Below are 24,765 nucleotides of genomic sequence, written 5' to 3'. Positions count from 1 at the left end.
GCCGGTAGTAGAACACCGGCGATCGCCGTCGTGGGCCTCGTCATTCGAGCACCTCGTCGGTTACCGGTGACTCGTTTCCGGCCATGTCGAACCCGACCGCGCGGAACCGGACGGGCTGTTCGTCGGGGTCGAAGAAGAAGGACTGTCGCAGGTAGGGACGGTATTCGGAGCGCTTGGCGCAGTCCGTCGTGCTCGGATCGCCGAAGAGCACGTGGATGTCGGCGATGTCGGGAATCGCGAAGCGCGGATCCACCATGATCACGCCGTCGTCGTTCTTCGCCACTGCCAGGCTGGGGCCGTCGGTCGGTGCGATCGTGTCGATCGAGTAGACGAATCGAGCCGCGACCGCCTCCTCGCCCGGCACCGCGGCGCACAGCAGTACGAACCCGTGCTCGGACGGCAGCGGCACGGGCACGATCACCGCCTCCTCGGAGTCCGCAGCGACCGACACGAGCTCGGCATCTGCGTACGTGGAGGCGTCCGCACACCGCGACGCCTCGCCGATTGGGATGGCGGCGGACACGGCGACGTCGACGTCGGAATCGCTGCGAAGCTTGAGTTGCGGCGTCAGTCCGCCACTGTCGACCCCGTCGGCTCCGAAGATCCCCCCGCCTGCGATGTCCCACAGCGTCGAAACGTCGAGCGGGCAGGGCGCGCCGAGCACGAAGACGCCGTCGACGAAGCACGATCCGACCCCTGCCACGTCCACCCCGTAGCTCGTTTCGGGCATGGAGACGGCCGCTGCACCGTCGACCTCACAGGGCTTGCCCAGGTAACACGTGTCGCCGCGACCCTCGGGCACGCCGGTGTTCGTCGTGTTGATGATCGACATCACGACGCCGGCAGCGATCAGCGGCGAGCCGGACGATCCGCCCAGCACGCCAGGGCAATCGTTCGACTGCGCATCCAACCAGAACCACGTGAACTCGATGAGATCGGTGGTGTTGCCGATCTTGCAGTCGCCTCGACGTAGCACCCACTCGTCGTCGTCGAGTCCCTGAGTCGGCGCCGCGATGTTGACGACCTTCGCGCCCGCAGCAGCAGGCTCCGCGGCGATCGGCAGCGGTATCGCATGGTCGGCGCGCAGTTCGCCGAGGGTCGCGTCGAGCCGCACGATCGCGAGGTCCACCCCGCGCATCGTTGCGTACTCGGTCCGCACCACCGGCACGCGGAGGCGGTCGGCGTCCGGTGTGTCGCTCGTCTGGAAGAACGTGGCGTCGCCGAACGCCTCGGCGTCGACGATCGTGCGGTTTGCTGGGCTGCTGTCGAGCCCGACGCAGTGACCGTTCGTGAGCAGGTAGGCCGGGGCGCTGTCGACGCCGGTCTCGATGAGTGTCGCCGTGCAACGCGAGGCGACGTCGATGACCGCAACGCCGCCGAACTCGGCGAGGTCATCCGCAGTGAGCGGCGCACCGGGCTCGACGGGGGCGGGAGCGGTGTCTGAGTCCTGGCCTGAAGCACACCCCACGAGCACGAGCGAGACGGTCACCGCGGCAAGCGAGCTCCACCGTGTGAAGCGTTCGCCCACGTCGAACAGGGTAGTGGTGCAGCTATCGCGCGATCCGACGCGGAGCAGCGTGTTCGAGCTACACCCGATGCCGGCGCGCGTGTCAGAGGAGCAGTTCGCCGGCCACGTAGCTCACGGCCATCGTCAGGATGCCAACCACGAGGGTGCGCGCCAGCATTCGGCGCCGCATCAGCTGCCCGGTCCGTGAGGACACGATCGACGACATCCACAAGGTGAACGTCACGGCAGTCAGAATCGCCCATGGCTCGACGTCGACCGGTGTGAAGTAGATGATCAGCAACGACACGACTGCGCCGAGCATGTACGCCACGCCGGAGCCGACACCGAACCAGAGCGGGAAGGTCGCCGGAACCGGTTCGGCGAAGTCGTACTCCCAGTCGAGCTGCGCGGCCAGGGCGTCATGTGCGTGGAGTTGGTGCGCGACCTCTCGAGCGGTCTCGGCGGTGAGACCGCGCTCTTCCCAGTGGCGCGCCAACTCCTCGATCTCCGCAGTTGGATTCGCCGCGAGGTCGTCGCTCTCTCGCCTCGCGTATAGCAGTTGTGCGTCCCGCTCGGCTGCCTGCTCGGCCCACGAGGCCCCGCCCACGCTGAGCCCGCCGGCGATCGTCGCCGCCGCTGCCGTGAACAAGAGCACACGGCTTGACGCGCCTGCCCCGGCAAAGCCCAATAAGAGCCCGGCCGTGGCGGTGATGCCGTCGTTTGCATCGATCGTCCACGAGCGGTGCGCAGACGCGTCGCGGAGCCGCTCGCGCAGGTCCGCCCACGGGCCTGCCACCGAACTCCACGCCATCACCACCTCCGAATCGCTTCGTCGCGACGAAAAATACCGTCGTCAGGCGGGTGAGCTCGGCCGGGTCGCGAAGACGTCGAGTCCGAGTTCGTGTGACAGCAGTTTGGCGGCGATCTGGCCGCGCACGCTGTTGCCGGCACTGTCGAGTAGCGGAGAGAACGTGGCCAAGCCGCCCTTGCCGGGCGACGCGGCCACGATCGCGCCGCCGATCCCGCTCTTGCCCGGCAGCCCGACATCCCACAACCAATCACCCGAGGTCTCGTAGAGCCCGGCCGTGGCCATTACCGCCATCACGTCGTGACAGGTCTCGGCACTGACCACCTGGTCATTGGACATCGGGTTGCGGCCGCCGTTGGCGATGGTGGCCCCCAGCACAGCGACGTCGCGCACGTCGAGGGCCACACAACTCTGACGGGTGTAGACGTCGACGGCCTCGTCCGGATCGCACCGAATGACGCCGCGCGTGTGGAGCATGTTGGCCAGTGCCCGGTTTTGGTGGTTCGTCGCCCGCGCCGACGCCAGCACGTCCTCGTCGAGTTCGAGGCGCCGACCCGCCAACCTCGACAAGCCGTCGAGGATGAACTCCCATTTCTCCTCGGCACCGGAGCCCGGAGCCATGCCCGCCGTGGCGATGGCGCCGGCGTTGACCATCGGGTTCGTCCGCCCACCCTGCATCCGCTCGATGGCCTCCGCCGAGTTGAAGCTCAACCCCGTGGCGTTGACTCCGATCCGCTGCCGAACCGTTTCCGGGCCGAGCGCGTCGGCCACAAGTGCGAGCACGAAGGGTTTGGCGACGCTCATGATGGTGAACCGGACGTGGTCGTCGCCGGCGCTCACCATCCGACCACTCACTCCGGCGAGGGCGATCGCCACGTGATCGGGATTCGCCGCTGCCAACGCCGGATACACCGTGGACAGGGCACCGCGATTGTCCTGCCGCACCGTCGCCAGAGTCGCCTCCACGGCCTCGATGAGGCGATCGGGCGTCGGCAGCGACCCCGACGAGACGTGGGGGTGGGCCGACAGCGGGGCGAGACCTCCGGCCAGCACTCCGGTCGAAGCGTCGGCGGGAATGCCTGGATCGGTCACGCCGAGCGCCAACCGTTGGGACGACGAGATTGGCATGGCGGGCGATCGATCGCTTGTCCCAGCCACCTCAACTCGACCATCCCGACGAACGCATGTCGTCCGTGTGACCGCGGCCGGTCCACGGGGGCGAAACCATTTCCCGAGAGCTTATCCATGGGCAGCGTCGGCGAACTTGCGCTTGGGCTGGTGAAGCGCCGTCATGCGTTCGGGAGCAAGCGGGTCGCGCCAGTTTCAAGGGGTGACCGGGTAGCGACGGGCGACGACGACTCCGGCGCTCCAGCCCGGCGCCCGCCCACCCGTCGGCGGCCCGCCGACGGCTTCGATCAGGTCGGCGCGTTGGAGCACCCAGGACACGACGGAGTTCGAGTTCCACATCTCGCCCGCGCCGAACTCGTCGCGGCCCCACACCGGTGTCGGCACCTGCTCGACAAGTTGCAGGGCGTCGCGCACGTCACGTTCGTCGGTGGTGAGGCGAACCGGGCTGGCGACCGCGAAGCCGAGGTCGGGGATGGTGCCACCCCGCCAGCGGCGGATCTCGTAGCGGAAGATGCGGAACCGTCCGAGCAGGCGGTCCCCGACGGCGCCGTGACCGACGACGCCGCGATCGCCGGCAGCGGCCGGCACCGGGGTCATCTCGACGACCACGGTGCCCTCTGGCAGGTGGGCGACCAGTGCCGAGTGGTAGAGATCGCATCGAAGCCGGCGCTGGACCAGGGCGGCGATCGACTCGTAGGCCCGGCCGCTGGCCCGAACGACGCGGGCGCCGGCACCCAGCGGGATCCAGTAGAGGTCGAGGCTCGCCTGGTCCGCCGCCTTGGGAGTGTCGGCGGATGGTCGTGTGGCCTGCGGTCTCACGCTCCGGCCTGGGTGCTCACCCGACGCTCGGCTTCTTGATTGGTCGTTCGAGTCGGAAGAGCCGGGCCGCGTCGTCGACTCCGCTGCCGTCGAGGGCATCGGCGATGTACTGCGCCGCGAGAGCGCTGTAGGTGATCCCGTTGCCACCGAACCCGAGCGCGAACTGGCAGCGCGGGAATTGCGAGTGGGAGCCGATGTAGGCGAGGCCGTCGGGCGTCTCGGCGAACGTGCCGCTCCAGCTGAAAGCCACTTCGACTGGCCCGAGATCCGGGAGCCGTCGAGACATCGCCGCGGCGAGAGCACGTGTCTTGGATGGCAGCGCCCGCCTTCGTCGGAGCGGATCCCGGTAGTTCTCGTCCTTTCCGCCGATCAAGAGCCGTTGGTCGTCGGTCGTTCGTCCGTAGAGGTAGGGGTCGTCGAAGTCCCAGAACAGGAGGCCGTCCGGGAAATGCCGTCTCAGGGAGTCGATCGGTTGGGAGACGAGCGCGAACGATGTGTGCAAGCTGAACGCCAGCTTCGGGAGCAGCTCGGCCACTTCGTACCCGGTCGCCAGCACAACGTGCTTGGCGGTGATCGTTCCGCCGCCAGTGGTCACGACGGCGCGTCGGGTGGAGAACTCGAAGCGATCGACTTCGGTGCGTTCGAACACCCGACCGCCGCGCTGGCGAACCACGCCGAGGGCCTGGAAGGCGAGCGCGTACGGGTCGACCGATCCTCCGAGCGCCGACTCGATCGCCGCGACCCCGGTCAGTCCCCAGCGCTCGCGCAGCACGGTCCCATCCAGCCACTCGACCTCGAAGCCGGCCGCCTGGCGCGCGTCGAACTCCTCCCGCAGCGTCGCGACATCGGCCCGTCTGATCGCCATGAACACGCTCGGCGACCGTCGGAAGCCGCACATCTGCCCGATGGTCTGGGTCGCTCGTTCGACGAGCTCGATCCCGCGCCCGCACTCCCTGTAAGCCACCGTCGCATCGTCGACTCCGAGAACTCGGATGAGATCGATCAGCAGCTCGTCGATCTCGTACTGCAGCATGGACGTGCTCGCCGACGTGCTGCCTCCCCCGATGTCGCGGCGATCCACGACAACCACGTCCAGGCCACGACCGGACAGCTCGAGCGCGGTCAGTGCGCCGGTGATCCCGGCACCGACCACGAGGACGTCACACCGAGCATCGCCCGCCAAGCGACCACAGACGCCGAGGATGCCGTCGCGGCGCGGCCAGAACGGCACGCCATCGTGCAAGTCCATGGCGACCCTCCTCTGGCAGCTCCGAGCTATGGCATATGACACGATCCGCCGCTCACAGCATGGTGACACACGCGGAGTTATTGCAGGGACGGTCTACGGCCTCTTCTGGGTCGTGGTCCCGCTAGCCGCCGGCGTCGTTCGAACGATGCGTCGCGACGTCACGTAGGCCTTACCTGTGTTCGCGTGTGATGAAGTCGCGCAGGATTGCCTTGGCGCGGGCGGGTTCATCGCGGAAGACGCCATGGCCACTGTGCGCGAAGCGTTCGAACTGCACGAGGTGCGCCGGGAGCGACTCGACGATCTCCTCGGAACCTGACATTGGACAGACCGGATCGTGCGCCCCGCTGAGGACGAGCACCGGACACTCGGCACGTCCGAGATCGGCTCGGAGATCCATCGTCTGGTGTTCGCCCGCATTCCAATGCGCGAAGAGCTCCGGGGTCCTGATCATCTCGATCATCTCGAAGGTGTTGCCGGGCGACTGGGTGTACAGCGGACCGCACACGCTGAGGTACACCTCACGTGTCTCCGGGGTCGGTTCCGCCCAGAATGCCGCCGCCGCCTGGGCCGCCGTCTCCCCGCCCAACTCGTTGAACTTCGCCAGCACCGCCTCGCGATCCCATCGCGCCACCGTCGAACCCAGCACGACACCGGCGGCATGCTCGGGATGACGTCCGATGTACCGCTGAGCGACGAACCCACCGAACGAGTTGCCCAACACGAACGGCTTGTCGATGCCCAACACATCACAGAGTCGAACGACGTCGTCGGCCCAAACGTCGAGATTCCATTCCTCCGGAACCCGCCGGTCGCTGCGCCCCTGCCCGCGGTGGTCGTACACGATCACCTGCGCGACGTCACTCAGCTCGTGCAATCCGAGCTTGTAGGTCGCGTGGTCGAGCCCTGGCCCTCCGTGCAACAGCAGCAACGTCGGCCGCTCCACCAACTTGCCATCGACCGGTACGAGCGCGAAGCCCGTCACGTCAACGTACAACCGAACCCCGCCACCGATATCGACGCGCACCGTGCCCCCTCAACTCGCCAAGGTAATTCTGACAGGCTGGCCGACCGATCCGCGCTGTATGCCAGTGCAGATCGCATTCCCCCATGTCGACTCATCGCGCTGGGCGATGTCCGAACCCGGTTCGAGCGATGATCGGGAGATCTGTTCAGGGTTGGAGTGCAGGCATCGCTCCGGGGGCGGCCGTCTCGTCGATCTCGCCGGTGACCGGGTCGACGTACGCGATCTTGACGTCGACGGCTCGGCCGTTTTCGACCGCCCCGATCGAAGCAATGATCCGCGTTCCGTCCGGGGTCCAGCTCGGCTCACGGGGCCCTTTCGTGGAGCTGGGGGGAATCGCCCCATGAAGGTTGGTCGGCGCTGACGGCAGAACCTGGCGAGAGGGGACTCCAACTCGTCGCCGCCCGCATCCTGCAGCACCTCCTTCGCCGCCTGCGACCACCGAGGGTCCGGAATTGGTCATCTAGGGTGCGTCCGATGGTCGGACGTCAGACGCCTGTTGCGCCCGTGACTGCGCTGGCGGGGCCGCGCTGCTGGGGGGTGGAAGGTTGAGCCAGCTTGTCGCGTACTACGAGGGGGACGAGGTGCCGCTGAAGGGCAAAGTGGAGGTTCTCCAGCTGCCCATGTCTTTGGCTGGTGAGTCGAGGTCGACCGAAGGTGCAATCCGACCGTCATTGGTCTACGTTCGAGCGCCAAGCTCGGCTGGATCGCTCCTCGTTCCGTTCGGTGAGTACGACGAGTGGTCGCTCCGGGACCGATACAACGAGGCACTCCGGATCATGAGTGCGCTCGGGGCATCCTCGATCACTTGCGAAACCTTTCGCGAGGTCACCACTCGACGAGGCTTCCGCGCGAAGATCGATAGGAGGAATCGGGGAGAACTAACTCAGCAGCGCCTCGAAAACAGTGGCTTCGACTACCGGCACACGGGCGCGGGCAGCGCACCACGCGACCCTCGGCCACTGCGCTGGCCCGACGAACCTGGCTTCGCCGCTGCTGTGGCCAATGTTCTGGAGAATGGTGTGATTGACGTCGATATCAACATCAAGAGCAACCGCAGTCACACAGTCGACGGCAGCCTCGGGCTCCAGCTCAAGGGTCTCGGCTTTGACCTGGGCGGAGGGTCGCAGAGTTCAGGAGCGACCAGTTTACACATCCGGGCCATCTTCCCGCAGACCCGCAAGGGGTGGAAGTAGTTCGTCGGCGCGTCGCGGAAAGCTGACACTCTAAGCGGTGCGCTTCAGCTCAGCTCTTCTTGTTGCGAAGAGTCCTCATCACTTGGCCGACGGTGTCTCTCAGAGTCTCGACAACCAGTTCAGTGCCTGGAAGGGCCAGGTTTGCCGGCTTCTGTACCTCGGCCCCGCGTCCGGTCACCGTCGAGTTGATGGCGTTGGCCCACTTCACGGCGGCGCGCTTGCCGCCAGATTGAAACGTAAACACCTCGTGCCGGTCGAGAAAGAAGACTTCCAGCTGCGGTTGGCCGCCACGACTCTTCGTAGCGAGCGCCTGAGATTGGCCGTCGACCACCTTCACCCGGCTGAGCGGAAGGTACTCAGCCTCTGTCCTGCCAAGGACACCGCGATCCAAGACGATGAGGTGCAAGTTAGTCAAGATCAGCCCGTCTGACCCGCCGCGCTTTCCCTCGCGTCGCTGCACCCTTTCAGCTTGAAGGAGCACTGCCTCGTCGGACCGAAGTTCGTATTTCGTCACTGAGTTCCGTCCCGTCCAGCGTGCTTCGCCGCGCGACGAACACGTTATTGCATGTGATGCGAGCGAAGCGGGAACGTGCAGTAGCCATCTGTACGAATCGTGGGTCACTGGGATGTACACTTGCGTCGTGGACGTTGCAGTCACGGAGCTCAGAGCCAACCTCGGTCGGTGGATCGAGGCGGCACGCGCGGGAAACGACGTCATCATCACCGATCGAGGAACCCCGGTTGCGCGAATCGTCGCTCTCGACTCGACTCCGGTCATCGAGCGCTTGACCGCGCAGGGCGTCATCAGTCGCCCGGCCCGATCGACCCGGCCGGTCGCGGGTGACCGACACCGGCCGACGCCGAAGCGACCGGTCGCGGACATCGTCAGCGAGCAGCGTCGCTGAACGTGGCCCTCGTCTATTTCGACTCGAGCGCTCTCGTCAAGCTCGTACTCGACGAGATCGGCTCCGACATCGCCGCCACGTTGTGGAACGCTTGTGACGTGGCGCTGTCGAGTCGACTGGCCTATCCCGAAGTGTGCGCAGCGCTCGAGGCGGCCGGCCGGAACCGCGACTTGACCAAATCGGAAGTGTCTTCGGCGAGGTCTGACTTGGAGCTGTTCTGGGCGTCGATGCGCCCGGTCGAATTGTCAGCCGACGTCGAGCGGGCTGCCGGCTCCCTTGCAGCGACTCATCAGCTCCGCGGGGCCGACGCCGTCCATCTCGCCAGCGCACTCGCACTTGCCTCGGCAGATCTCACGGTCGCGGTCTGGGACAAGCGCCTGCACGCTGGCGCCGCTGCGGTCGGCCTCTCGGTCGCTCCAGCCACCCTCGAGCGTCGGTGACGCCCTTCCTTCGCGTTCGGCAACGTCGTGGCGTAGCAGGATGGCGGTCGAGCGGTCAGTCGACTCGTCTGATCTTCGCGAGTGGGTACGTGCCGTCGAGTACGGCCGCGCCGGGTTCGTACATGCGCAGAATCGGCCGGAAGTCGCCAGGCGGAGTAGGTAGCCAATTGGCGACCTTGTCGGCGTCGGGCCGATCGACCTGGAGGTAGATGGTCACCGAGCCGTCGTCGGCATAGCGAAGGCCGGGGGTGCGGTCACCAATCGAGTATCGGTCGATCGGGTTGTCGACGAGGTAGTAGTCGGGGGTGTCGTACATGGTCAGCGACCAGAACGCGTGGGCGGGTGGCGGCGGGTCAAACGTCACCTCATAACGGTTGGCGCCGTTGAGCGTCTGGCCTGTGTCGTCCTGGTGGACGATCTCGTAGTCGGCCTCGTATCCGTGGTTGCCCCACAGCCCGGCTCGAGCTGCGACCGCGCGGGTGATGTAGGCCTTCTTGCGGTCAGGGATCTTCCATTGGGGCGAGTCGATCGTCCCGGGCCCGCAGCGATCGAGGTTGTAGTCGAACATGTGTAGCGCCGACGTCCACGCGCCGGGCTCCCCACCGCCGCCTGACACCAGCGACTCGAGAAGCTCCTTGGCCGTGGCGGCGCCCTCGGTCAGCACTGCGGTCTGCGCCGGGTCAGGGTCCTTGAACGATGACGTCTCGTCCAGCAGGCGAGCCCTGCTTGCGAGGTTCACGAAGTCGCGGTCGCCCTCCGGCGGAGGGAATGCGCGTAGATACACGCGCAACCGCTCCCAGAACGCCAGCTCGTCGGACACACCTGCGTCGATGCTCGGCGCCCCGACGGTCGAGGTGTTCCCACGGATGGGGGCGAGCGTGAACTGATCCTGCACAGCGTGGACCGCCGTCAGGTCGGCTTCACCGTCAACCTGCACCCGCCCCACGATCACCGCGACATCGGATGGGAGCTCGATCACCGTCGCGCCCGGGGGAACCTTGCCGGTGTATCCCGACGGTGCGAGCAGCCAATCGGCGGAAGCCGTCCCAGTCGCGCGTCGCCCAACGTATGCCACGTTGTTCGACCAGGCGTCGACGAACTGCAACACGTAGTAGCGGTCGCCGGTGTCGGGCGTGTGCAGCAACAGCGGACCGCCGCTCACGTCGAGCGGAGCCATCACGTACAACGTGTCGTTGTTCGGCGAGACGAACTTGGCGTCGGGGCCGAGCAGATGACGGGCGAACCCGAAACTGTTGAACGGCGTCCCACCCGCGACCACCGTGGATTCGGGACCGGTGAGCTTGACGATCTCGTCGATGCAATACACGAGCGGATAGCCGTAGATGTACAACTCGACCGCTTCTTGCACCTCGATCATCACGGACACCCTTCAGCGTCGACCAACTGACACCTCACCGTACGCGTAGTCGACACATCTGCGTCACGGGATCGGTCGACCGCAGCAAAGCTGACGTCGGTCGAGCCGTCCACTCGCACGCCCTCCGCACGCCCTTCCCGGATGCTCACGGCCGTTGAGCAGGGAGTCGTCCATGGACGGGGGTGGAGCCCCCCTGCACTTCGGCCACGAAACCCCTGGTCAGCATGCGTGAGGTTCCTGCAAGGGGGCGCCAGACGCCCTCGTGACGTTCGCAACAGACCTGGTAGACGGACATGCGGTCGCAACGTCACGGACGACATCACGAGCCTGTTGCCTTGAGCCTGTCGAAGCATCCCATACCGGCACTTCGGGGACGTACGCCGAACCTGATCCTGCCCGGTCGGGCAGATCGTCAGGTGTGGTCCTCGCTGGCGATGATGCCGGCGATACGCAGTGCTGCCGCGAGGTCCTCCGCGATCATCTGACGTTTGCTTGCTTCGACGTACCACGCCGGCCCGGCTTGCAGGTATGACGGGATCACGCGGATTCCATCCAGCGTGTAGGTGCCGCCGCGGATCCGATAGGTGGAACCGGCTGGGATCACGCGCTGGCCCGTTCGTTGCCGCGCGATGTTGTTGACCGCTGCGATGGCGACGTCGCCCATGAGGACGTAGACGCGTGCGTTGGGCATCTGTGCGAGTTCGTCTGCGAGCGTTGCGGCGTACTGTTTCATGGTCGACGCTCGGATCGTCGCGGCGGTCTTTGGGTGGCGGACCGCGACTGTCATGTGCACACCGTGGTCGCGGAGCTCGGTGAGCGACGCGCACGTCAGTCCCGCGGCGGCGAATGCTCCGAGTGTCGTACGGTCGAAGAGCGACTGCTCTGACGCCCCGTAGTTGTCACTGTCGTCGGGCGCAGCGCACTCCGAGATCACCGCGATCGTGACCCGTTCGGGCGCCCTTGGCATGAGAGGCGTCCACTCGCGGGCAGGATCAACGTCGATCTCCGCAGCCACGCAATCGAGGCTACGTGCACTATCCCATAACGCCGGTTGACGGTCGTAGCCCCGCGAAGGTTTCCACGACCTTCGGGAGGTTCTCATGTCATCGGATCGGATCGGGCTGCATCAGGTACTCGTTCAGCGGAAGGTGGACGAAGCGGAGCTGGCCGCGGTGGCGTTCCTAGCTCGCTAGAGCGGTCGGACGTTTGAGGCGTACCGGCAGGATCTCGGCTTCTTCTTCGCCTCGACCGTCTCGGTCGGTCTCGAGGTGTTGGCGGCGACGCGTCGGCACATCGAGTTGTTCCGGCATCACATGGAACAACGCGGTCTCGCCGCCTCGACGATCGACCGTCGGCTAGCGACGGTGTGCGGCCTCTACCGCTTCGCTCACATCGACGGCCGGATCGGCTCGAACCCGGGTGGGCTCGTCGTCGGTGGCGACGACGTCAGCCGAACGGATCCGGTCGCACGAGAGCGTGGTGAGCAACCTGTCAGGTGGACTGGGCACCGCGTTCTCCGTAGCCCGCTTCACGGGCTCGAACGATCGCCTGGCTGCGTGACGTCACGGCCATCTGGCCAAGATCGCCGAGACCTGGTTACGGACCGTCTTGGCGTTGCCAGCACAGCGTTCGTCGTATTTACCACGCTGACGGTCACGCTCGTCGCGGCGGGAGCGATCCTGGCCAACTAGCCGTGGGCCGACCCCGGTCCGGCGGTCGCAGACGTACCATCTCGCTGGAGGGATCCGCATGAGGATCTGGATCGATCAGGATTGCTGCACGGGAGCGGGGCTGTGCGTGGATCATTGCCCCGACCTTCTCATCGTCCTCGATGACGGCATCGGCTACGTCCATGACGGTGGGCTCGTCATCAGCGACGCCGACGACGCGGACATCGTCGACGCGGAGATCGTCGACATCTGATGGCTCCGCATTTCGTCGATCACGAATTCGGACGGGCTCGACGAACCGACCGGCCGGGCACGGTCTTGCCGACCGTGCCCGCTCCTCGTCGAACCCCGCGCCGCTTGGTTGCTGCGGTGCTTGCCATGGCAACCCTTGCGGCGTGCAGCCCCGAGAGCGAACCGTCAGCTGAGGTTGGCGTTCCGCCGACCTCGACAGGAGCATCGTCGCGGCTGCGACAGGCGGATGAGCCGTGTGAGAACGAGCGCGCCGACGAGCGGGGCGCGCCGACGCCGGCGGACGACATCTATGTGGATGACGAGGTCCTCGACTGGCCAGCCACCGCGCCAGGCGAGGAGGGGTTCGATGCGACGGGACTGGAGTCGGTTGTACACGATGTGGGGCTGAGCTCGACGGTGCTGAGCTTGCTGGTTGCCCGCCGAGGAGAGCTCGTCGTGGAGGAGTATTTCAACGGGGGCGACGCCGCGCATGCCCACAACGTCTTCTCCACGACCAAGCTCCTGACCGTGCTGGCAATCGGGGCCGCGGCCGACGACGGGATCGTCGCTGGGCTCGACACGACCCTGGGGGAGTGGGTCGACGAGACCGCCGGGCACCCCGCAGCTGGAGTCACGCTCGAACAGCTGCTGTCGATGCGCAGCGGATTGGCGACCGAAGCCACTGAGCCGTTCTCGGCCGAGGTCGTCGCCGACGCTCCGCTCGCGGCCGAGCCGGGCAGCACCTACGCCTACGTGACCGACAACTACGAGATGGTCGCCCTCGGTCTCGATCGCCGAGCGCCGGGCGGGTTCTGTCGATATGTCCACAAGCGGATCCTCGGCCCGATGGAGGTCTCGGTCGATCACTGGCACGAGACGCCCTACGGCAACGTGACCGGCGGTAGCTACGCGTTCCTGACTCCGCGTGAGCTCGCCCGTCTCGGGCAGCTGCTCCTCGACGAGGGCCGATGGGCAGACGAACAGCTTGTGCCGTCGGCGTGGATCGAGGCGATGGCGGAGGTCCGGAGCGACTTCGGGTGCCATGAGGTGATCGCCGCAACGTCGACGAGCCTCGTTCGCCAGGGCGCCGGTATGGGCATCACGACGTCGGACGTCGCGGGTCACGACGTGTGGTCGGCGGGCGGTTACGGCGGCCAGGCCATCGCCGTGGTACCCGACCTCGATGTCGTCGTCGTGATCACCCAGGAGGTCGGCCCCGTCTTCGAGCGACGGCTGCCAACCCTGGATGTCGTCGACGCCGTGCTGCGGACGGTGAGCGACGCACCGACGTCGGCGGAGTCCTCCTGTGGGTCCAGGTCGCTCATCGTTCGCGAGAACTTCGGCGCTGAAGCCGTTCTCCCGGTGCCGTCGTCGGGAGTGTTCACAGACTGGTCGCCGGATGGCAGACAGATCGCCTTCGGCGCTGCGGACGATCTGAATCCTGAGATCTACCTGGCCACCGCCGACGGAACCGGCGTCCGCCGCCTCACCGACGACGGAGCGGCCGATGTCTTGCCCCGATGGTCTCCCGACGGCACCCTGATCGCGTTCGCCAGCGACCGCGGGGCGCCGACTCGCATGCCGTTGCCCGAGTACGACCTGTGGCTGCTCGCTCCCACGACTGAGCAGGCGCGGCCGCTCACCGAAGGTTTCGGTGACGTGCTTGGCCACAGCTGGTCGCCCGATCAGGACAAGATCGTGTTCGCCCGCACCCGAACCGAAGGTGACCGCTTCGGTGACCTGTGGTGGACGGATGTCCGCACGGGTGAAGCCGAGCTGCTGGCCGAGGGCGACTTCGCCTGGCCCGAGTGGTCGCCTGACGGCAACGGCATCGCGTACGTCACACAGCGGAACGACGAACCGTTCGTCGCCATCCTCAACCTCGACAGCGGCGACCACATCGACGTTGCGCCTGGCGACTTCCCCGTTTGGTCACCCGACGGGCATTCCATCCTGCTGACACGCGACAACGAGTCGGTCGTCGCAGTAGAGCTCGACGGCATGACCGAAGCAGTCGTCATCGAAGGCTGCTGCGCTTCGATCGCGCCCGACGGCCAACGTCTCATCGTGAGTCGAGACTCCTGACGTCGCCACGCCGAAGACGCCGAGACGGCGCCCCACACCGCTGCCGGTTGACGGCTCCGCCGACCGCGGTGTGCCTTCGGCGGGGTGCCGGGTAACGAGGGCTGCGCCTAGCGTCCGGTTTCCGGACTGCCGGTTCGTGGGCGATCGCCCGGGCGGCTCCCGGCACGATCTCTTTGCGTTCGAGATCGACTCCGGCTCTCGCACGCCCCTTACACGCCCTCGCCGGAGAACGCCCTGCGCTGACCAGGCAGTTCGCCGGTGGACGGGGGTCGGTGTCAATTCGACTCGCTCGATCCATGACACGATTCTGCGCTCACGACTTCACGAAAGACATCACGTGTCTTTGCCCTGGCCGGTCGAAGCGTCCTCGACCGGCACTTCGGGGGCGCTCACACTTTCTCAATCTCGAATAGGAGGATGGTGGAAGTCAGCGTCTCGGTAGCCGCCTTCACGTCTTGGAAGTCTTCGGCGTCCAGCGCCGTCATCGCATCCTCGAGGGTGGGGAAGTCGGCTTCGAGGATCCAGCCCGCTTTTCCGGACTTGGCTCCCGGACCCATGAGTGAGCCCACGCTGCGCGTGATCGGCTGGCTGCCTGCACTCGCCTTGAACGACGACGCGATGCCCTCGATCAGAGCGTCTACCTCCGCCGGACCGGCTGACTTGGGGAACATCACCAATGCGCGGTACATGCGCCAACGCTAGGCGGCGGAGTCTGCAGATGGTGGCTTCAACCGCATGCTCGATAGCGACATCTAGCGCCGGATCGCTGCTGCGGTTCGATCGCACCCGACGGCCAACGGCTCATCGTGAGTCGAGACTCCTGACGCCCTCGCCGGAGAACGCCGGCGCTGAACGATCGTGCGGCCGTTCGTACCGTGAAGCGCCGCCGCACCGTCATACCGATGGGGACGGAACACTCAGTCGAGACGACACCGGCTTCGGTGTCGGTTCCCGTCACTCATGATGGAGCAGTGCTGTCCCGTCGGGGTTGTCGATCACGTATTTCCAGCTGCCGTCAGGCTGACGGCGGACGACCTCGGCAGTTGCCCCCTCAGGGCTCGACCCATCAGGCATCCGCATGGTCCACGGCGTGTGGATCAGCGCTAGGTCCCCGGCAGGGAAGACAAGAGACTCGCCAAACGTCAGCTTGGCGCCGGAATCGAGGTATGCCTTGAGCGTCGCACGGATCTCGTCGTGCCCAGTCGAAGTGCCATGCGGCGTAGGAAAGACGGCATCGTCCTCATACAGAGCCATGAGACCCTCCAGATCACCGTCGGCGAAACAGCGCTCGAACAGTGTGCTCACCTCGGCCGGCTCTCGTGCGCTCATTAGGGTCCTTTCGACACGTACGGATTTCCGCAACCTAGCGCGAGTGCCGTAACCCGCCGGATGCACAAGCTCCGAGCCGCACAGTCCGGCCCAAGCAACGCGCTGCATAGTCTCGAACGGGGCGGTGACCGATCGTCATCCGCTGCGGTCGGAATGGGCTTGCTTCGAGGATTCGCCGCTCCTATCGGGCGGCCGGGGCGGGAGTTGCCTGGCCTCCCGACCAGCGAGGGCGCACCGGTTGCATCGTTCACCGTCCCGGTGCGCAACTACGATGGCCGCGACCCCCGGGCCGGACTGTTCGAGACGAGTCACGTCGTGCGCTGGGGATCCGGATCCTGGTGCAGGAGTTCCTGAGCGACCCGCCAAGTTCCGTCCTGGTCTTTCCGCCACGCGAGGATGCCGCGAACGAACGATTCGGTACGTTCGCTGGTTCCTTCGCCGGTGACCCTGGATCTCGGCGGCGATGCCACCGATGACGACGTATCGCACGTCGTGCTTGTTCAGCACGCGGACGATTGTGCCGGGGTCGAGCTCAGGCACTGGTCCGGTGCCGCGCGAGCCGTGCGCGATCGCGCTCGCGCTGGCCGGCGAGCTGCTCGGCGGGCAGCAGCGCCTCCGCTGCAGCGAGAGATGAGGTGTGCGTGTCGGGCGGGGCCAGGCGCATCCGCAACTCGAGACCGGTCGCAGCGAGGATCCGCACCAACGTGTCGACCGACGGGGACCGACGCCCCGACTCATACGCAGAGACAGCAGCCTGGCTCGTGGCCGCGCGCTCAGCGAGCTCGGTCTGAGTCAGGCCGGCCTGGCGGCGCGCCATCCGGATGAGGTGTCGCGAGTAGGTCTCAGACGCCATGGTTCGAGTATACCGGTACCGATATAGTTGGCGATGAGATGGCCTAGGCCCGAACGGCACTCAGGTCGACGGCTGCTTGGCCAGCAGGAGGCGAGCGAACTCCAGCAACTGATCGGCTGATGCCGTTGTCGTGGGAGAGTGGTCTGTCCCGGGGATCGCGCGGTCGGGATACTTGAATCTCGGGCACTGATGATGAGGAGGTCATCGTGCCGAGGAGGTACCCGGTCGAGTTCCGTCGCAAGGTGCTCGATCTGATCGAGGCTGGCAGGCCTGTGGCCGAGATCGCCGCGCAGCTCGGTGTGTCGGATCAGACGATCTACAACTGGCGAAAGCAAGACCGCATCGATCGCGGCCTGGTCGCTGGTGTCACGACCGCCGAGCTCGCCGCGCTGACGGCGGCCCGCAAGCGCATCCGCGACCTCGAGACCGAGCTCGCGATCACGAAGCGGGCCAACGAGCTGTTGAAGGCACAGACCAACCCAAAAGGCGATGGGAGGTCATCGCCCAGATCGTGAGCGAGGATCTCCCCGTCGAGGTTGCCTGCCGTGTCGTCGGGGTCTCGGTATCGGGGTACTACGCGTGGCGCACGCGCAAGCCGTCAGCACGCTCGGTGCGTCACGCGTTGATTGCTGACGTCATCGGTGTCGTGGATGCCGAGTCCCGCCAGACCTACGGTGCGCGCCGCGTGCATGCCGAGCTCACGCTCGGACGGCAGATGACCGTCGCGCGCTGCACGGTCGAACTGGTGATGCGCCGGCTCGGGCTCGTAGGGCTGCCTGGCCGACCCAAGTTCCGCAGGATTCCCAACACGCCAACGGCCGAGGATCTCGTGAACCGTGACTTCGCCCGGACCGAGCCGAACCGGCTATGGCTGACTGACATCACCGAGCACCGCACCCGCGAGGGCAAGGTCTACTGCGCGGTCGTGCTCGACGCCTTCTCCCGGCGAGTCGTGGGCTGGTCGATCGACTCATCACAGACCTCGAATCTGGTCGTGAGCGCGCTCGGGATGGCGATCGAGAACCGACAAGCCGAAGGTGTCGTGATCCACTCCGATCACGGCACCCAGTTCACCTCCTGGGCATTCACCCGCCGAGCGCTCGACTCCGGTCTCGTGCCGTCAATGGGCTCGATCGGGGACTGCTACGACAACGGTCAGATGGAGTCATTCTGGGCGCGCATGCAGGTCGAACTGCTCAACCGCAAGCGGTGGAACACCCGGCTCGAGTTGGCCAATGCCATCTTCGAGTACCTTGAGATCTTCCACAATCGGCAACGGCGGCACTCATCGCTCGGGATGCTCAGCCCGATCGAATACGAGCTACGCCACGCCGGCAACGTCGCCCGCGATCAAGCCAGCTGACCGCGCGAAACCCGGGGCACACGAGAGCCTCCACGAATCCCGGGGCGCTTCAACGGGTGGCTGAAGCCGATGACGGAACGCCCACGTGGATCGGCGCTCGACAGCTGGGTGATCGTGGAAACCACCGCTGTGGCCTTCGACTTCGGGTGGTACTGGGACGGACGCCGCTTCATCAGCGGCGTCCGTCCGTTTCATCCTCGAGGCTGTTGGCTAGCCATTTGTCGATGATCGTCGGCGGTCCTCGACTGTCGCTCACCTCACGACGCACGTCGTGCCGGCCGGAAGTCATCCACAAACGGTCGATTCGGCAGGGACTATGAGTTCGAGTAGGTACGAGTCGATCGATGCGTCGGCACAGCTGTCCTTGCGGTAGGTGGTGTGTCCGCTGCCGAGATAGGTGAGCAGATGTCCGTCCGCCAGGTTGGTGGCGACGCTTTCGGCGGACTCGAACGGTGTCACCGGATCGCCCGTGTTGCCGACGACGAGGGTCGGTGGCGCTCCGGCGGCGGTGATCGGTTCGACGCTGGTCGATGCCGGCACAGGCCAGGACAGGCAGGGGATGGCGAACACTCGCACGTAGGCGCCGCTCAGTTCGGGGAGCACGGTGGCGGCGTCGGCGGCTTGGTTTGCGAGCGCCTCGACCTCGGCCGAAGTCGTGGGGTGTGGGACGTCGATGCAGTCGACCGCGAAGTTCGGGCCGAGTTCGAAGTCCTCGACGAACTCTTGAGCGAACATCTCGAAGAGCATTCCGTCGCCGCGCTGGCCTTGGGCGATCGCTTCGTAGAACGCTTCGCGATATTCCTCGTAGTAGGCGACGGCGATGCCGGCCATGCCGACCGCGTTGAACCCGACTTCGGCGTCGCCAGAGTGCAGGGGCTCGGTACGGACCGATTCGGCGAGATCACGGTACGCCTGGACCGGATCTCCGTCGATGGGGCAATCGGGCCCGCAGGCGTTGAGCACCTCGGCGAGCGAGCGGTCCAGCGATGCGGCTTGTGTGACGAGTCGATCTCCGAGGTTCGCGTCTGGTCGAACGACGCCGTCGAGCGCCATTGCTCGCAAGGCGTCGGGGTACTGCTCGGCGTAGCGGAGCCCGATGAGGGTGCCGTAGGAGAAGCCGACGTAGGTGATCGGGTCACCTCCGAGGGCCTGCCGGATCGCTTCGAGGTCCGCTACGGCGGCGTCGGTGCCGATGTGGGCGAGGAGCAACGCGTTGCCCTGCACGCAGTCTTCGACGTTGGCGGCGAGTGATTCTTCGAGATTGGCTCGTCCGGCCGCGTCACGAGGGGCGAGGTCGGTGGCAAGGAAGGTGTCGGAGAATCCCGAGCCGCATTGCAGTGGGGCGGTGCCGCCGACGCCGCGGGGATCCCAGGACACGATGTCGAACCGTCGGTTGATTTCGTCGTTGAAGATTCCGTCGTTGCCGAGGAAGTCGACGCCTGAGCCGCCGGGTCCTCCGGGGTTGGTGATGAGTGTGCCGATCCTGGCGTCTGGGTCTGTTGCCGGCAGGCGAGCCAACGACAGGCTGACCGTGGCGCCGGTGGGGTCGGCGGGGTCGATGGGCACGTCGAGCGAGCCGCATTGCAGGCGCCCACCGCAGGGCTCCCAGCGAAGAGGTGCCGGCGTTGGGTCGGATGTCGGGGCGGGCAGGAGTTTCTGGATTTCGGCGATGACGGCGTCGGGTCGGTCGAGTTGGATGTAGTGGCCGGTGTCGTCGACCGTGGTGAGTCGGGCGGCCGATGAGAGCGACATCCAATCCTGCTGGCCTTGATTCCACACGCCGTCGAGGCGTGTGGCTTCAACCGGGTCGAGACCGGGGAAGGGGTGTTCGGAGGCGGTCATGACGCTGAGCGGCAGAAAGCCGAGGGTGTCGATCGCAGCGACTTCGGCGAAGCCTGCGGCCTCGTCGAGCTGCTCAGGGTTGTCGGTCGGGAAGGCAGGGTCGGCGCAGCGGTCGACGAACGCTGCTGCGGCTTCGGAGCCGTCGTCGGGGACGGCGCAGCTGGCCGCGGTCCACGTCGTCGGCGTGGCGTCGAGTAGGAGCAGCCCGTCGACCTCGTCGGGGTAGGTGTCGGCGAAGGTCACGGCTTGGGCCCCGCCATAGGAGTGGCCGACGACGACGAACGGGGCGAGCTCGCCGATCTCGATCAGCAGGGTGTGGAGGTCGCGGGCGGAGGTGGCGAAGGTTTGCGGTGTCGTCGGCGGGTCGCTTGCTCCGGTGCCGAAGCGGGCGTAGGAGCAGACCCGGGACTGCCCGGACAGGGCGGGGGTGATGCGACCCCAGTTGTCGCCGCCGTCGTTGAACCCGGCGATCAGGACGACGGTCGTTTCGCCGGCGCCGACGCATCGGATGTGCAAACGTCCGTCGCCGACCTGGACCAGTTGGTCGACATCTGCGGTGGGCCGAATCACCGCTTGTGTTGCTGCGGTCGTTGGCGCTGCCGGTGTCGACGCGGGGGTTGCCGATGTCGAGGTTTCGGCCATTCCGTCAGGCATTTCGGCCGTGGATGGCGGTTGGTTCGAGGCGTCGATGCTGCAGGCGGTCATGCCGAACAATGCAGCTGCGAGGCCGATGACGCCGAAGCGGCGTTGGAAGGTTCTGTGGCTCATGACGGGTCCTTTGTGGTTGAGGTGATGGGGGTGACCGCCGCGGCCATCCAGGTGACGAGGACGTCGCCGGGATGGTCGGAGGCATGGTCGGCTGCGAGCACGTGAACTCGGTCGGCGTCGCCGGCCACGTAGGCCGACGCGATCGCGACCAGTTGGCGGTGGGTGGACGAGCGAGCCAACGTGGTCGCTCGGGCGAGCAGATCGGTCGGTGATGGAGCGAAGAGGGCAGCGGCGACCAAGGTGGTCACGGCGTCGTCGTTGTTGGGGTATGTGGGCACGGTCGTAGCGTCCGTGGGATTGCTGTCACGGCGCTGTCACGGCACGAGCGTCGTAGGGTGCGGTGTGATCTCGATCTCGGTGCTCGGCCCGGTCGAACTTCACCGCGGCGACGTCGCAGTGCCCGTGCGGCCCGGCAAGACGACCGAGCTGCTGATCCGACTCGCGCTGGAAGCCGGGGTCATGGTGCGCACCGACCGGTTGATCGAGGATCTCTGGGCGGAGGACGCGGTGGGCCTTGCCCGCAACCCGTTGCAGACCAAGGTCTCCCGGCTCCGCCGGTCGCTCGGTGACGGCTCGTTGATCACCGGAACGAGATTGGGGTACACGCTCAACGTCGCACCCGCGGTCGTCGATGCGATCGAGGTTCTCCGGTTGGCCGACGAGGCAGCGGCCGCGAGTTCGAGCGATCCCGCAGCCACCCTCGTGCTCTGCACGACCGCACTGGCAATGTTTCGCGGTGACGTTCTCCCCGACGCCGGCGACGGCGAATGGATCGTCCCGTACCGGGTGCGGCTCGATGAGGCCCGCCTCGGTCTCGTCGAGGATCGGCTCGCAGCGCAGCTCGATCTCGGTGGTGCTGGCGAAGTCGTCGCCGAACTCGAAGCGCTGCTGAGCAGCCATCCGCTCCGTGAGCGACTGTGGGTCTCGCTCATCACGGCGCTCTACCGCAGTGGCCGTCAGGCCGACGCGTTGGGGGCATATGCGCGTGTTCGTGAAATGCTCGTCGAGGAGCTCGGCCTCGAGCCAAGCCCAGCGCTTCGGGCTCTGGAACAACAGGTCTTGCTTCAGGACCCGGCCCTCGACGGGTTTCGAATCTCAGGTCGAACGGGTTCGTCTCATCATCCGAACCATCTCCCGACGCTCACCTCGCCGATGACGGGCCGCGACGCTGACCTCGACGCTGTCAGCAGACTCGCCGCCGATGAACGCCTGGTCACCCTGGTCGGCCCAGCAGGCATCGGAAAGACCCGCCTCGCCATCGAGGTCGCCAGCATCACCGAACGTCAAGACGGCGCGTGCCTTGTACGTCTCGAAGGAGCACGGAACGCCACAACGGTGCTGGCCGCCGTGGCCGAAGCACTCGGCGTCAGCGAGGGGTCAGAAACCTCGGTGATCGATCACTTGCGCGGGTCGGACCTGTTGCTCGTCCTCGACAATTGCGAGCAGGTCGTGGAGGCCGTCGCAGTATTCGCCGCCAACCTGATCTCAGCTGCACCGTGGGTGTGTGTGGTGTGCACCAGCCAGCTGCCGCTCGGACTCGACGGCGAAGCCATCTTCGCCCTCGCACCATTGTCCCTCGCCGACTCTGTGCTGCTGTTCGCACAACGGGCGGCCGCGCATCGATCCTCGTTCGTCATGCCGGACGACGCCGGACCGACCGTCCAATCCGTGTGTCGCTCGCTCGACGGGCTTCCCCTGGCGATTGAACTCGCGGCCGCCCGAACGCGAACGATGTCGGTCGACGAGATCGGTCGACGACTCGACGACCGGTTCGCCCTACTGCGTGACCCGACAAGCCGCCGTCCCGATAGACAGCGCGCCCTGGAGGCAGCGATCTCGTGGAGCTACGAACTGCTCTTCCCCGACGACCAGCGAGGTCTGTGGGCTCTCGCCTGCTTTGCCGACGGCGCGCCGCTCGCAGGAGTCGAGCACGTCTTGGCCGCGCTCGAGGTGCCGCCGGAGTCTACGGCTGACGTCATCGGTCGACTCGCCGACCGCTCGCTGGTCGCGGTCGAGTTTCCGGACAACGGAGGCGCGGCGCGCTACCGACTGCTGGACAGCATCCGGACGTTCGCGCTCGAGCGGCTACGCGACGCAGCCCTCCATGAGACCGCGCTCCGCGCACAGGCCGAATGGTTCGCAGCCGTTGCGGCCGACGGAACCGCCGGACTCCGGGGGCCCGAGCAGGCCGATACACCTTCGATTCTGTCGCGAGGAACGCGTCAACATCGAGACCGCGCTCGCTTGGACATCAATCCACGACCCGGCTCTCGGCCTCCGGATCGCAGCCGGCTTCGGTTGGGCGTGGGTGCTCCTCGGCGATGGACGGTCGGGCTCCGACCGGGTCGCCGCCGCCCTCGCCGCCGCAGCGTCGATGTCAAACGCCGCGGACCGGGTGTGTCCACTGTCGTACATCGCCTGGCTCGAAGTGACCAGCAACATCGAGCGGGCCTCCAGCGCCGCCGAAGAAGCTGTCGTCGCCGCCGACTCGACCGGTGACCCGTACTTGGCGGCGTTCAGTCGCTCGGCCCTGGCGCTCGTGTTGATCCAGAATGGTGGCGGTCTCGACCGGGCAACGTCGGTGCTCGACGAGAGCAGGTCGCTGCTCGACGAAACCCATCGGTGGGACCTCGGCGGCACCTGGATCCTGTCCGCCCACGCCGCGCTCCTTCACGGCGACGTCGTTGCAGCAAGCGCTGCCTGCGTCGAAGCGGACCGTCTCCTGCGGCCACTCGGCGACGACTGGGCACTCGACCACCTCGACGCCCTCCTCGGATACATCGCACAGGCCGAAGAGCGGTACGACGACGCCGCCACCCACTTGCGCCGAGCTGCCGCCGCCGCCGGACGCCTCGGCTACGCCTCCACCGAGGCGTCGCACCTCGACACGCTCGGCCGGGTTCTCGAGCAAGCTAGCCAGATCGACGAAGCGATCGAGACCTTCGAACGAGTCATCGAGATCGGGCGGACGACACGACAGCTGCGTCTCCTCGCGCTCGGACGTGTTCACCTTGGTCGTGTCCTGCGACGCCACGGCGACCGCGACGCAGCTGTACGCGCGGTTCGGGCAGCCGACCATTGGTTCGACTCGTCGGGCGGCGGCGACGGGGCCGCCCTCGCGGCGTGCCTTCACAGTGCGATGGACGCTGAGGACGGGGACCCCACCGCCGAGGCCCGTCTGCGGGCAGTGCTCGAACGCGCCTCTGGCCAACACACGCCCGACATCGAGATCATGGCGATGGACGCGCTCGCCCGCCACGCCGCGAATGATCACCACCTCGCCGAAGCCAGCGATCTGCTCGCCGCTGCCGATGATCTCATGCCATCGGCCCGGCATCTCCTCGGCTTCGCCGATCGACTCGACGCCGACCACGCCAGAACTCTCATCACGGCGGGCTCGACGATCAAGTAGCGGCCAGGCCAGCGTCATCGAGTTTGTTCGGCCGGGCGCCGCGCCACCTATCGCCGGCGTGCGTTGGCGCGGCCACTTCGGACCGAGCCGTGGCGCTCGGAGATCGATACCGATCTCGCACGCCCTTTTCACGCCCTCAAACGATTTTGTCAGCGCTGACCAGGTGGTTTGTCGATGGACGGGGGTGCGCCGGCCGCAGATTCCCCCCAGCGCACTGATCGGCTAAACCCCAGGTCAGCGGGGTTGTGATGCACTCAGTAGTGCACCGCATGGATCGCCTCACGACCTGCAAAACACCTGGTAGACAGGCATTTTGTGCACGGTGGAGCTGGGGGGAATCGAACCCCCGTCCATCAGGCGGTGGACACCCGCGCTACGACCGTTCCCGGCTTCGAGGCTGACGCAACCTCACCGGCGGGTCGGGTGCTCACCGGTTACCCGGTGGGCCACGGCTCGTCTTTCCGAGCGGTCAGCGTTCTTTCACGCCGCCAGCGTTCTTTCACGCCGTCATCTGCCGCTTCTGTTGCCGGGCTGCGGTGGAACGGCCCCGTGTGGCATTGCTGCTCACGATGACTCTCGGATCACCTGAAGATCAGGCGGCGAGAGCGAACTGCTCATCGGCAATTCTTGTTGGTGCCCCGTTTAGCGAGTCTGAGCAACTCGGGTCGCACGACCGCCCAGCGAAACTGATGTCGAAACCTGTCAGCCCCGTTGTGTGATCTTCACCTCAGCCTACCGGCCGGGCACCCTCTACGGTGTCG

Annotated in this window: 21 protein-coding genes, 1 other RNA gene and 2 pseudogenes; 9 read left to right on the top strand and 15 right to left on the bottom strand. The window is 66.5% G+C overall.

The features are described 5' to 3' along the window. Positions 1–40: 40 nt before the first annotated feature. The 6 genes from IPM43_02975 to IPM43_02950 all read right to left on the bottom strand — a co-directional run bounded on the left by IPM43_02975 (position 41) and on the right by IPM43_02950 (position 6,535). Positions 41–1,528: a trypsin-like peptidase domain-containing protein gene (locus tag IPM43_02975; GenBank protein ID QQS25357.1), complete on the bottom strand. Its 1,488-nt coding sequence runs from the start codon at positions 1,526–1,528 to the stop codon at positions 41–43. Positions 1,529–1,610: 82 nt separating this feature from the next. Then, positions 1,611–2,318, bottom strand: coding sequence for a VIT1/CCC1 transporter family protein (locus IPM43_02970; GenBank protein ID QQS25356.1), 708 nt, complete (start codon positions 2,316–2,318; stop codon positions 1,611–1,613). Between the two features lie 42 nt (positions 2,319–2,360). Beyond that, on the bottom strand, positions 2,361–3,443 hold the full coding sequence (gene glsA, locus IPM43_02965) for a glutaminase A (GenBank protein ID QQS25355.1): 1,083 nt from the start codon (positions 3,441–3,443) through the stop codon (positions 2,361–2,363). 195 nt (positions 3,444–3,638) lie between these two features. Further along, positions 3,639–4,262: a hypothetical protein gene (locus IPM43_02960; protein ID QQS25354.1), complete on the bottom strand. Its 624-nt coding sequence runs from the start codon at positions 4,260–4,262 to the stop codon at positions 3,639–3,641. A 16-nt stretch (positions 4,263–4,278) separates the two neighbouring features. Next, on the bottom strand, positions 4,279–5,511 hold the full coding sequence (locus IPM43_02955; protein QQS25353.1) for an FAD-binding oxidoreductase: 1,233 nt from the start codon (positions 5,509–5,511) through the stop codon (positions 4,279–4,281). 169 nt (positions 5,512–5,680) lie between these two features. Continuing rightward, positions 5,681–6,535 carry an alpha/beta hydrolase gene (locus tag IPM43_02950; protein ID QQS25352.1) on the bottom strand — a complete coding sequence of 285 codons (855 nt, stop codon included), beginning with the start codon at positions 6,533–6,535 and terminating at the stop codon, positions 5,681–5,683. 581 nt (positions 6,536–7,116) lie between these two features. On the opposite strand from IPM43_02950, the gene IPM43_02945 reads away from it, so the two are divergent. Next, entirely contained in the window at positions 7,117–7,728 is a 612-nt protein-coding gene (locus tag IPM43_02945) for a hypothetical protein (protein QQS25351.1), read from the top strand. Positions 7,729–7,777: 49 nt separating this feature from the next. On the opposite strand, the gene IPM43_02940 is transcribed toward IPM43_02945, so the two are convergent. Continuing rightward, positions 7,778–8,065 carry a hypothetical protein gene (locus tag IPM43_02940; protein ID QQS25350.1) on the bottom strand — a complete coding sequence of 96 codons (288 nt, stop codon included), beginning with the start codon at positions 8,063–8,065 and terminating at the stop codon, positions 7,778–7,780. Positions 8,066–8,354: 289 nt separating this feature from the next. Between IPM43_02940 and IPM43_02935 the strand changes: the two genes are divergently transcribed. Together IPM43_02935 and IPM43_02930 are read left to right on the top strand one after the other, a co-directional pair. Continuing rightward, positions 8,355–8,633, top strand: a complete 279-nt coding sequence (locus IPM43_02935; protein QQS25349.1) for a type II toxin-antitoxin system prevent-host-death family antitoxin — start codon at positions 8,355–8,357, stop codon at positions 8,631–8,633. Between the two features lie 2 nt (positions 8,634–8,635). Continuing rightward, complete coding sequence (locus IPM43_02930) at positions 8,636–9,073, top strand: type II toxin-antitoxin system VapC family toxin (protein QQS25348.1); 438 nt, start codon at positions 8,636–8,638, stop codon at positions 9,071–9,073. A 55-nt stretch (positions 9,074–9,128) separates the two neighbouring features. Here IPM43_02930 and IPM43_02925 read toward each other — a convergent pair whose 3' ends face one another. Both IPM43_02925 and IPM43_02920 read right to left on the bottom strand, forming a co-directional pair. Beyond that, positions 9,129–10,454: a DUF1254 domain-containing protein gene (locus IPM43_02925; protein ID QQS26311.1), complete on the bottom strand. Its 1,326-nt coding sequence runs from the start codon at positions 10,452–10,454 to the stop codon at positions 9,129–9,131. 409 nt (positions 10,455–10,863) lie between these two features. Further along, complete coding sequence (locus IPM43_02920; GenBank protein ID QQS25347.1) at positions 10,864–11,466, bottom strand: uracil-DNA glycosylase; 603 nt, start codon at positions 11,464–11,466, stop codon at positions 10,864–10,866. Positions 11,467–11,653: 187 nt separating this feature from the next. Here IPM43_02920 and IPM43_02915 point away from each other — a divergent pair. From IPM43_02915 to IPM43_02905, 3 genes and pseudogenes are all read left to right on the top strand, one after another. Continuing rightward, a pseudogene (locus tag IPM43_02915) lies at positions 11,654–12,142 on the top strand (site-specific integrase). Between the two features lie 58 nt (positions 12,143–12,200). Beyond that, positions 12,201–12,374, top strand: a complete 174-nt coding sequence (locus IPM43_02910) for a ferredoxin (GenBank protein ID QQS25346.1) — start codon at positions 12,201–12,203, stop codon at positions 12,372–12,374. A 290-nt stretch (positions 12,375–12,664) separates the two neighbouring features. Beyond that, positions 12,665–14,437 (top strand): serine hydrolase, encoded by a 1,773-nt coding sequence (locus tag IPM43_02905; GenBank protein QQS25345.1) that lies wholly within the window; start codon positions 12,665–12,667, stop codon positions 14,435–14,437. A 389-nt stretch (positions 14,438–14,826) separates the two neighbouring features. Here IPM43_02905 and IPM43_02900 read toward each other — a convergent pair whose 3' ends face one another. The 3 genes from IPM43_02900 to IPM43_02890 all read right to left on the bottom strand — a co-directional run bounded on the left by IPM43_02900 (position 14,827) and on the right by IPM43_02890 (position 16,619). Continuing rightward, positions 14,827–15,126, bottom strand: coding sequence for a hypothetical protein (locus tag IPM43_02900; protein QQS25344.1), 300 nt, complete (start codon positions 15,124–15,126; stop codon positions 14,827–14,829). Positions 15,127–15,391: 265 nt separating this feature from the next. After that, entirely contained in the window at positions 15,392–15,742 is a 351-nt protein-coding gene (locus tag IPM43_02895) for a nuclear transport factor 2 family protein (protein QQS25343.1), read from the bottom strand. Positions 15,743–16,298: 556 nt separating this feature from the next. Next, a complete protein-coding gene (locus tag IPM43_02890) occupies positions 16,299–16,619 on the bottom strand; it encodes a helix-turn-helix transcriptional regulator (protein ID QQS25342.1) in 321 nt (106 codons plus the stop codon). A 206-nt stretch (positions 16,620–16,825) separates the two neighbouring features. On the opposite strand from IPM43_02890, the pseudogene IPM43_02885 reads away from it, so the two are divergent. Then, positions 16,826–17,982: pseudogene (locus IPM43_02885) on the top strand (IS3 family transposase). A gap of 285 nt (positions 17,983–18,267) precedes the next feature. Here IPM43_02885 and IPM43_02880 read toward each other — a convergent pair. Continuing rightward, entirely contained in the window at positions 18,268–20,394 is a 2,127-nt protein-coding gene (locus IPM43_02880; GenBank protein QQS25341.1) for an alpha/beta fold hydrolase, read from the bottom strand. Between the two features lie 194 nt (positions 20,395–20,588). Next, positions 20,589–20,870: a hypothetical protein gene (locus IPM43_02875; protein ID QQS25340.1), complete on the bottom strand. Its 282-nt coding sequence runs from the start codon at positions 20,868–20,870 to the stop codon at positions 20,589–20,591. Positions 20,871–20,934: 64 nt separating this feature from the next. Between IPM43_02875 and IPM43_02870 the strand changes: the two genes are divergently transcribed. Both IPM43_02870 and IPM43_02865 read left to right on the top strand, forming a co-directional pair. Continuing rightward, positions 20,935–23,091, top strand: a complete 2,157-nt coding sequence (locus IPM43_02870) for a winged helix-turn-helix domain-containing protein (GenBank protein QQS25339.1) — start codon at positions 20,935–20,937, stop codon at positions 23,089–23,091. Further along, positions 23,021–24,004, top strand: coding sequence for a tetratricopeptide repeat protein (locus tag IPM43_02865; GenBank protein QQS25338.1), 984 nt, complete (start codon positions 23,021–23,023; stop codon positions 24,002–24,004). The genes IPM43_02870 and IPM43_02865 overlap by 71 nt, the downstream gene beginning before the upstream one ends. A gap of 320 nt (positions 24,005–24,324) precedes the next feature. Here IPM43_02865 and ssrA read toward each other — a convergent pair. Beyond that, positions 24,325–24,714: a transfer-messenger RNA gene (gene ssrA, locus IPM43_02860) on the bottom strand. Positions 24,715–24,765 lie beyond the last annotated feature (51 nt).

This window comes from Actinomycetota bacterium (assembly GCA_016700055.1).
Classification (GTDB): domain Bacteria; phylum Actinomycetota; class Acidimicrobiia; order Acidimicrobiales; family Ilumatobacteraceae; genus Kalu-18.
Note: the sequence above shows the minus strand (reverse complement) of the source record. Positions and strands in the feature narration are given on the sequence as shown.

Coding starts and splice junctions, on each gene's coding strand:
- IPM43_02970 (QQS25356.1), bottom strand. CDS start 2,318: ATGGCGTGGAGTTCGGTGGCAGGCCCGTGGGCGGACCTGCGCGAGCGG.
- glsA (QQS25355.1), bottom strand. CDS start 3,443: ATGCCAATCTCGTCGTCCCAACGGTTGGCGCTCGGCGTGACCGATCCA.
- IPM43_02955 (QQS25353.1), bottom strand. CDS start 5,511: ATGGACTTGCACGATGGCGTGCCGTTCTGGCCGCGCCGCGACGGCATC.
- IPM43_02935 (QQS25349.1), top strand. CDS start 8,355: ATGTACACTTGCGTCGTGGACGTTGCAGTCACGGAGCTCAGAGCCAAC.
- IPM43_02910 (QQS25346.1), top strand. CDS start 12,201: ATGAGGATCTGGATCGATCAGGATTGCTGCACGGGAGCGGGGCTGTGC.
- IPM43_02900 (QQS25344.1), bottom strand. CDS start 15,126: ATGTACCGCGCATTGGTGATGTTCCCCAAGTCAGCCGGTCCGGCGGAG.
- IPM43_02890 (QQS25342.1), bottom strand. CDS start 16,619: ATGGCGTCTGAGACCTACTCGCGACACCTCATCCGGATGGCGCGCCGC.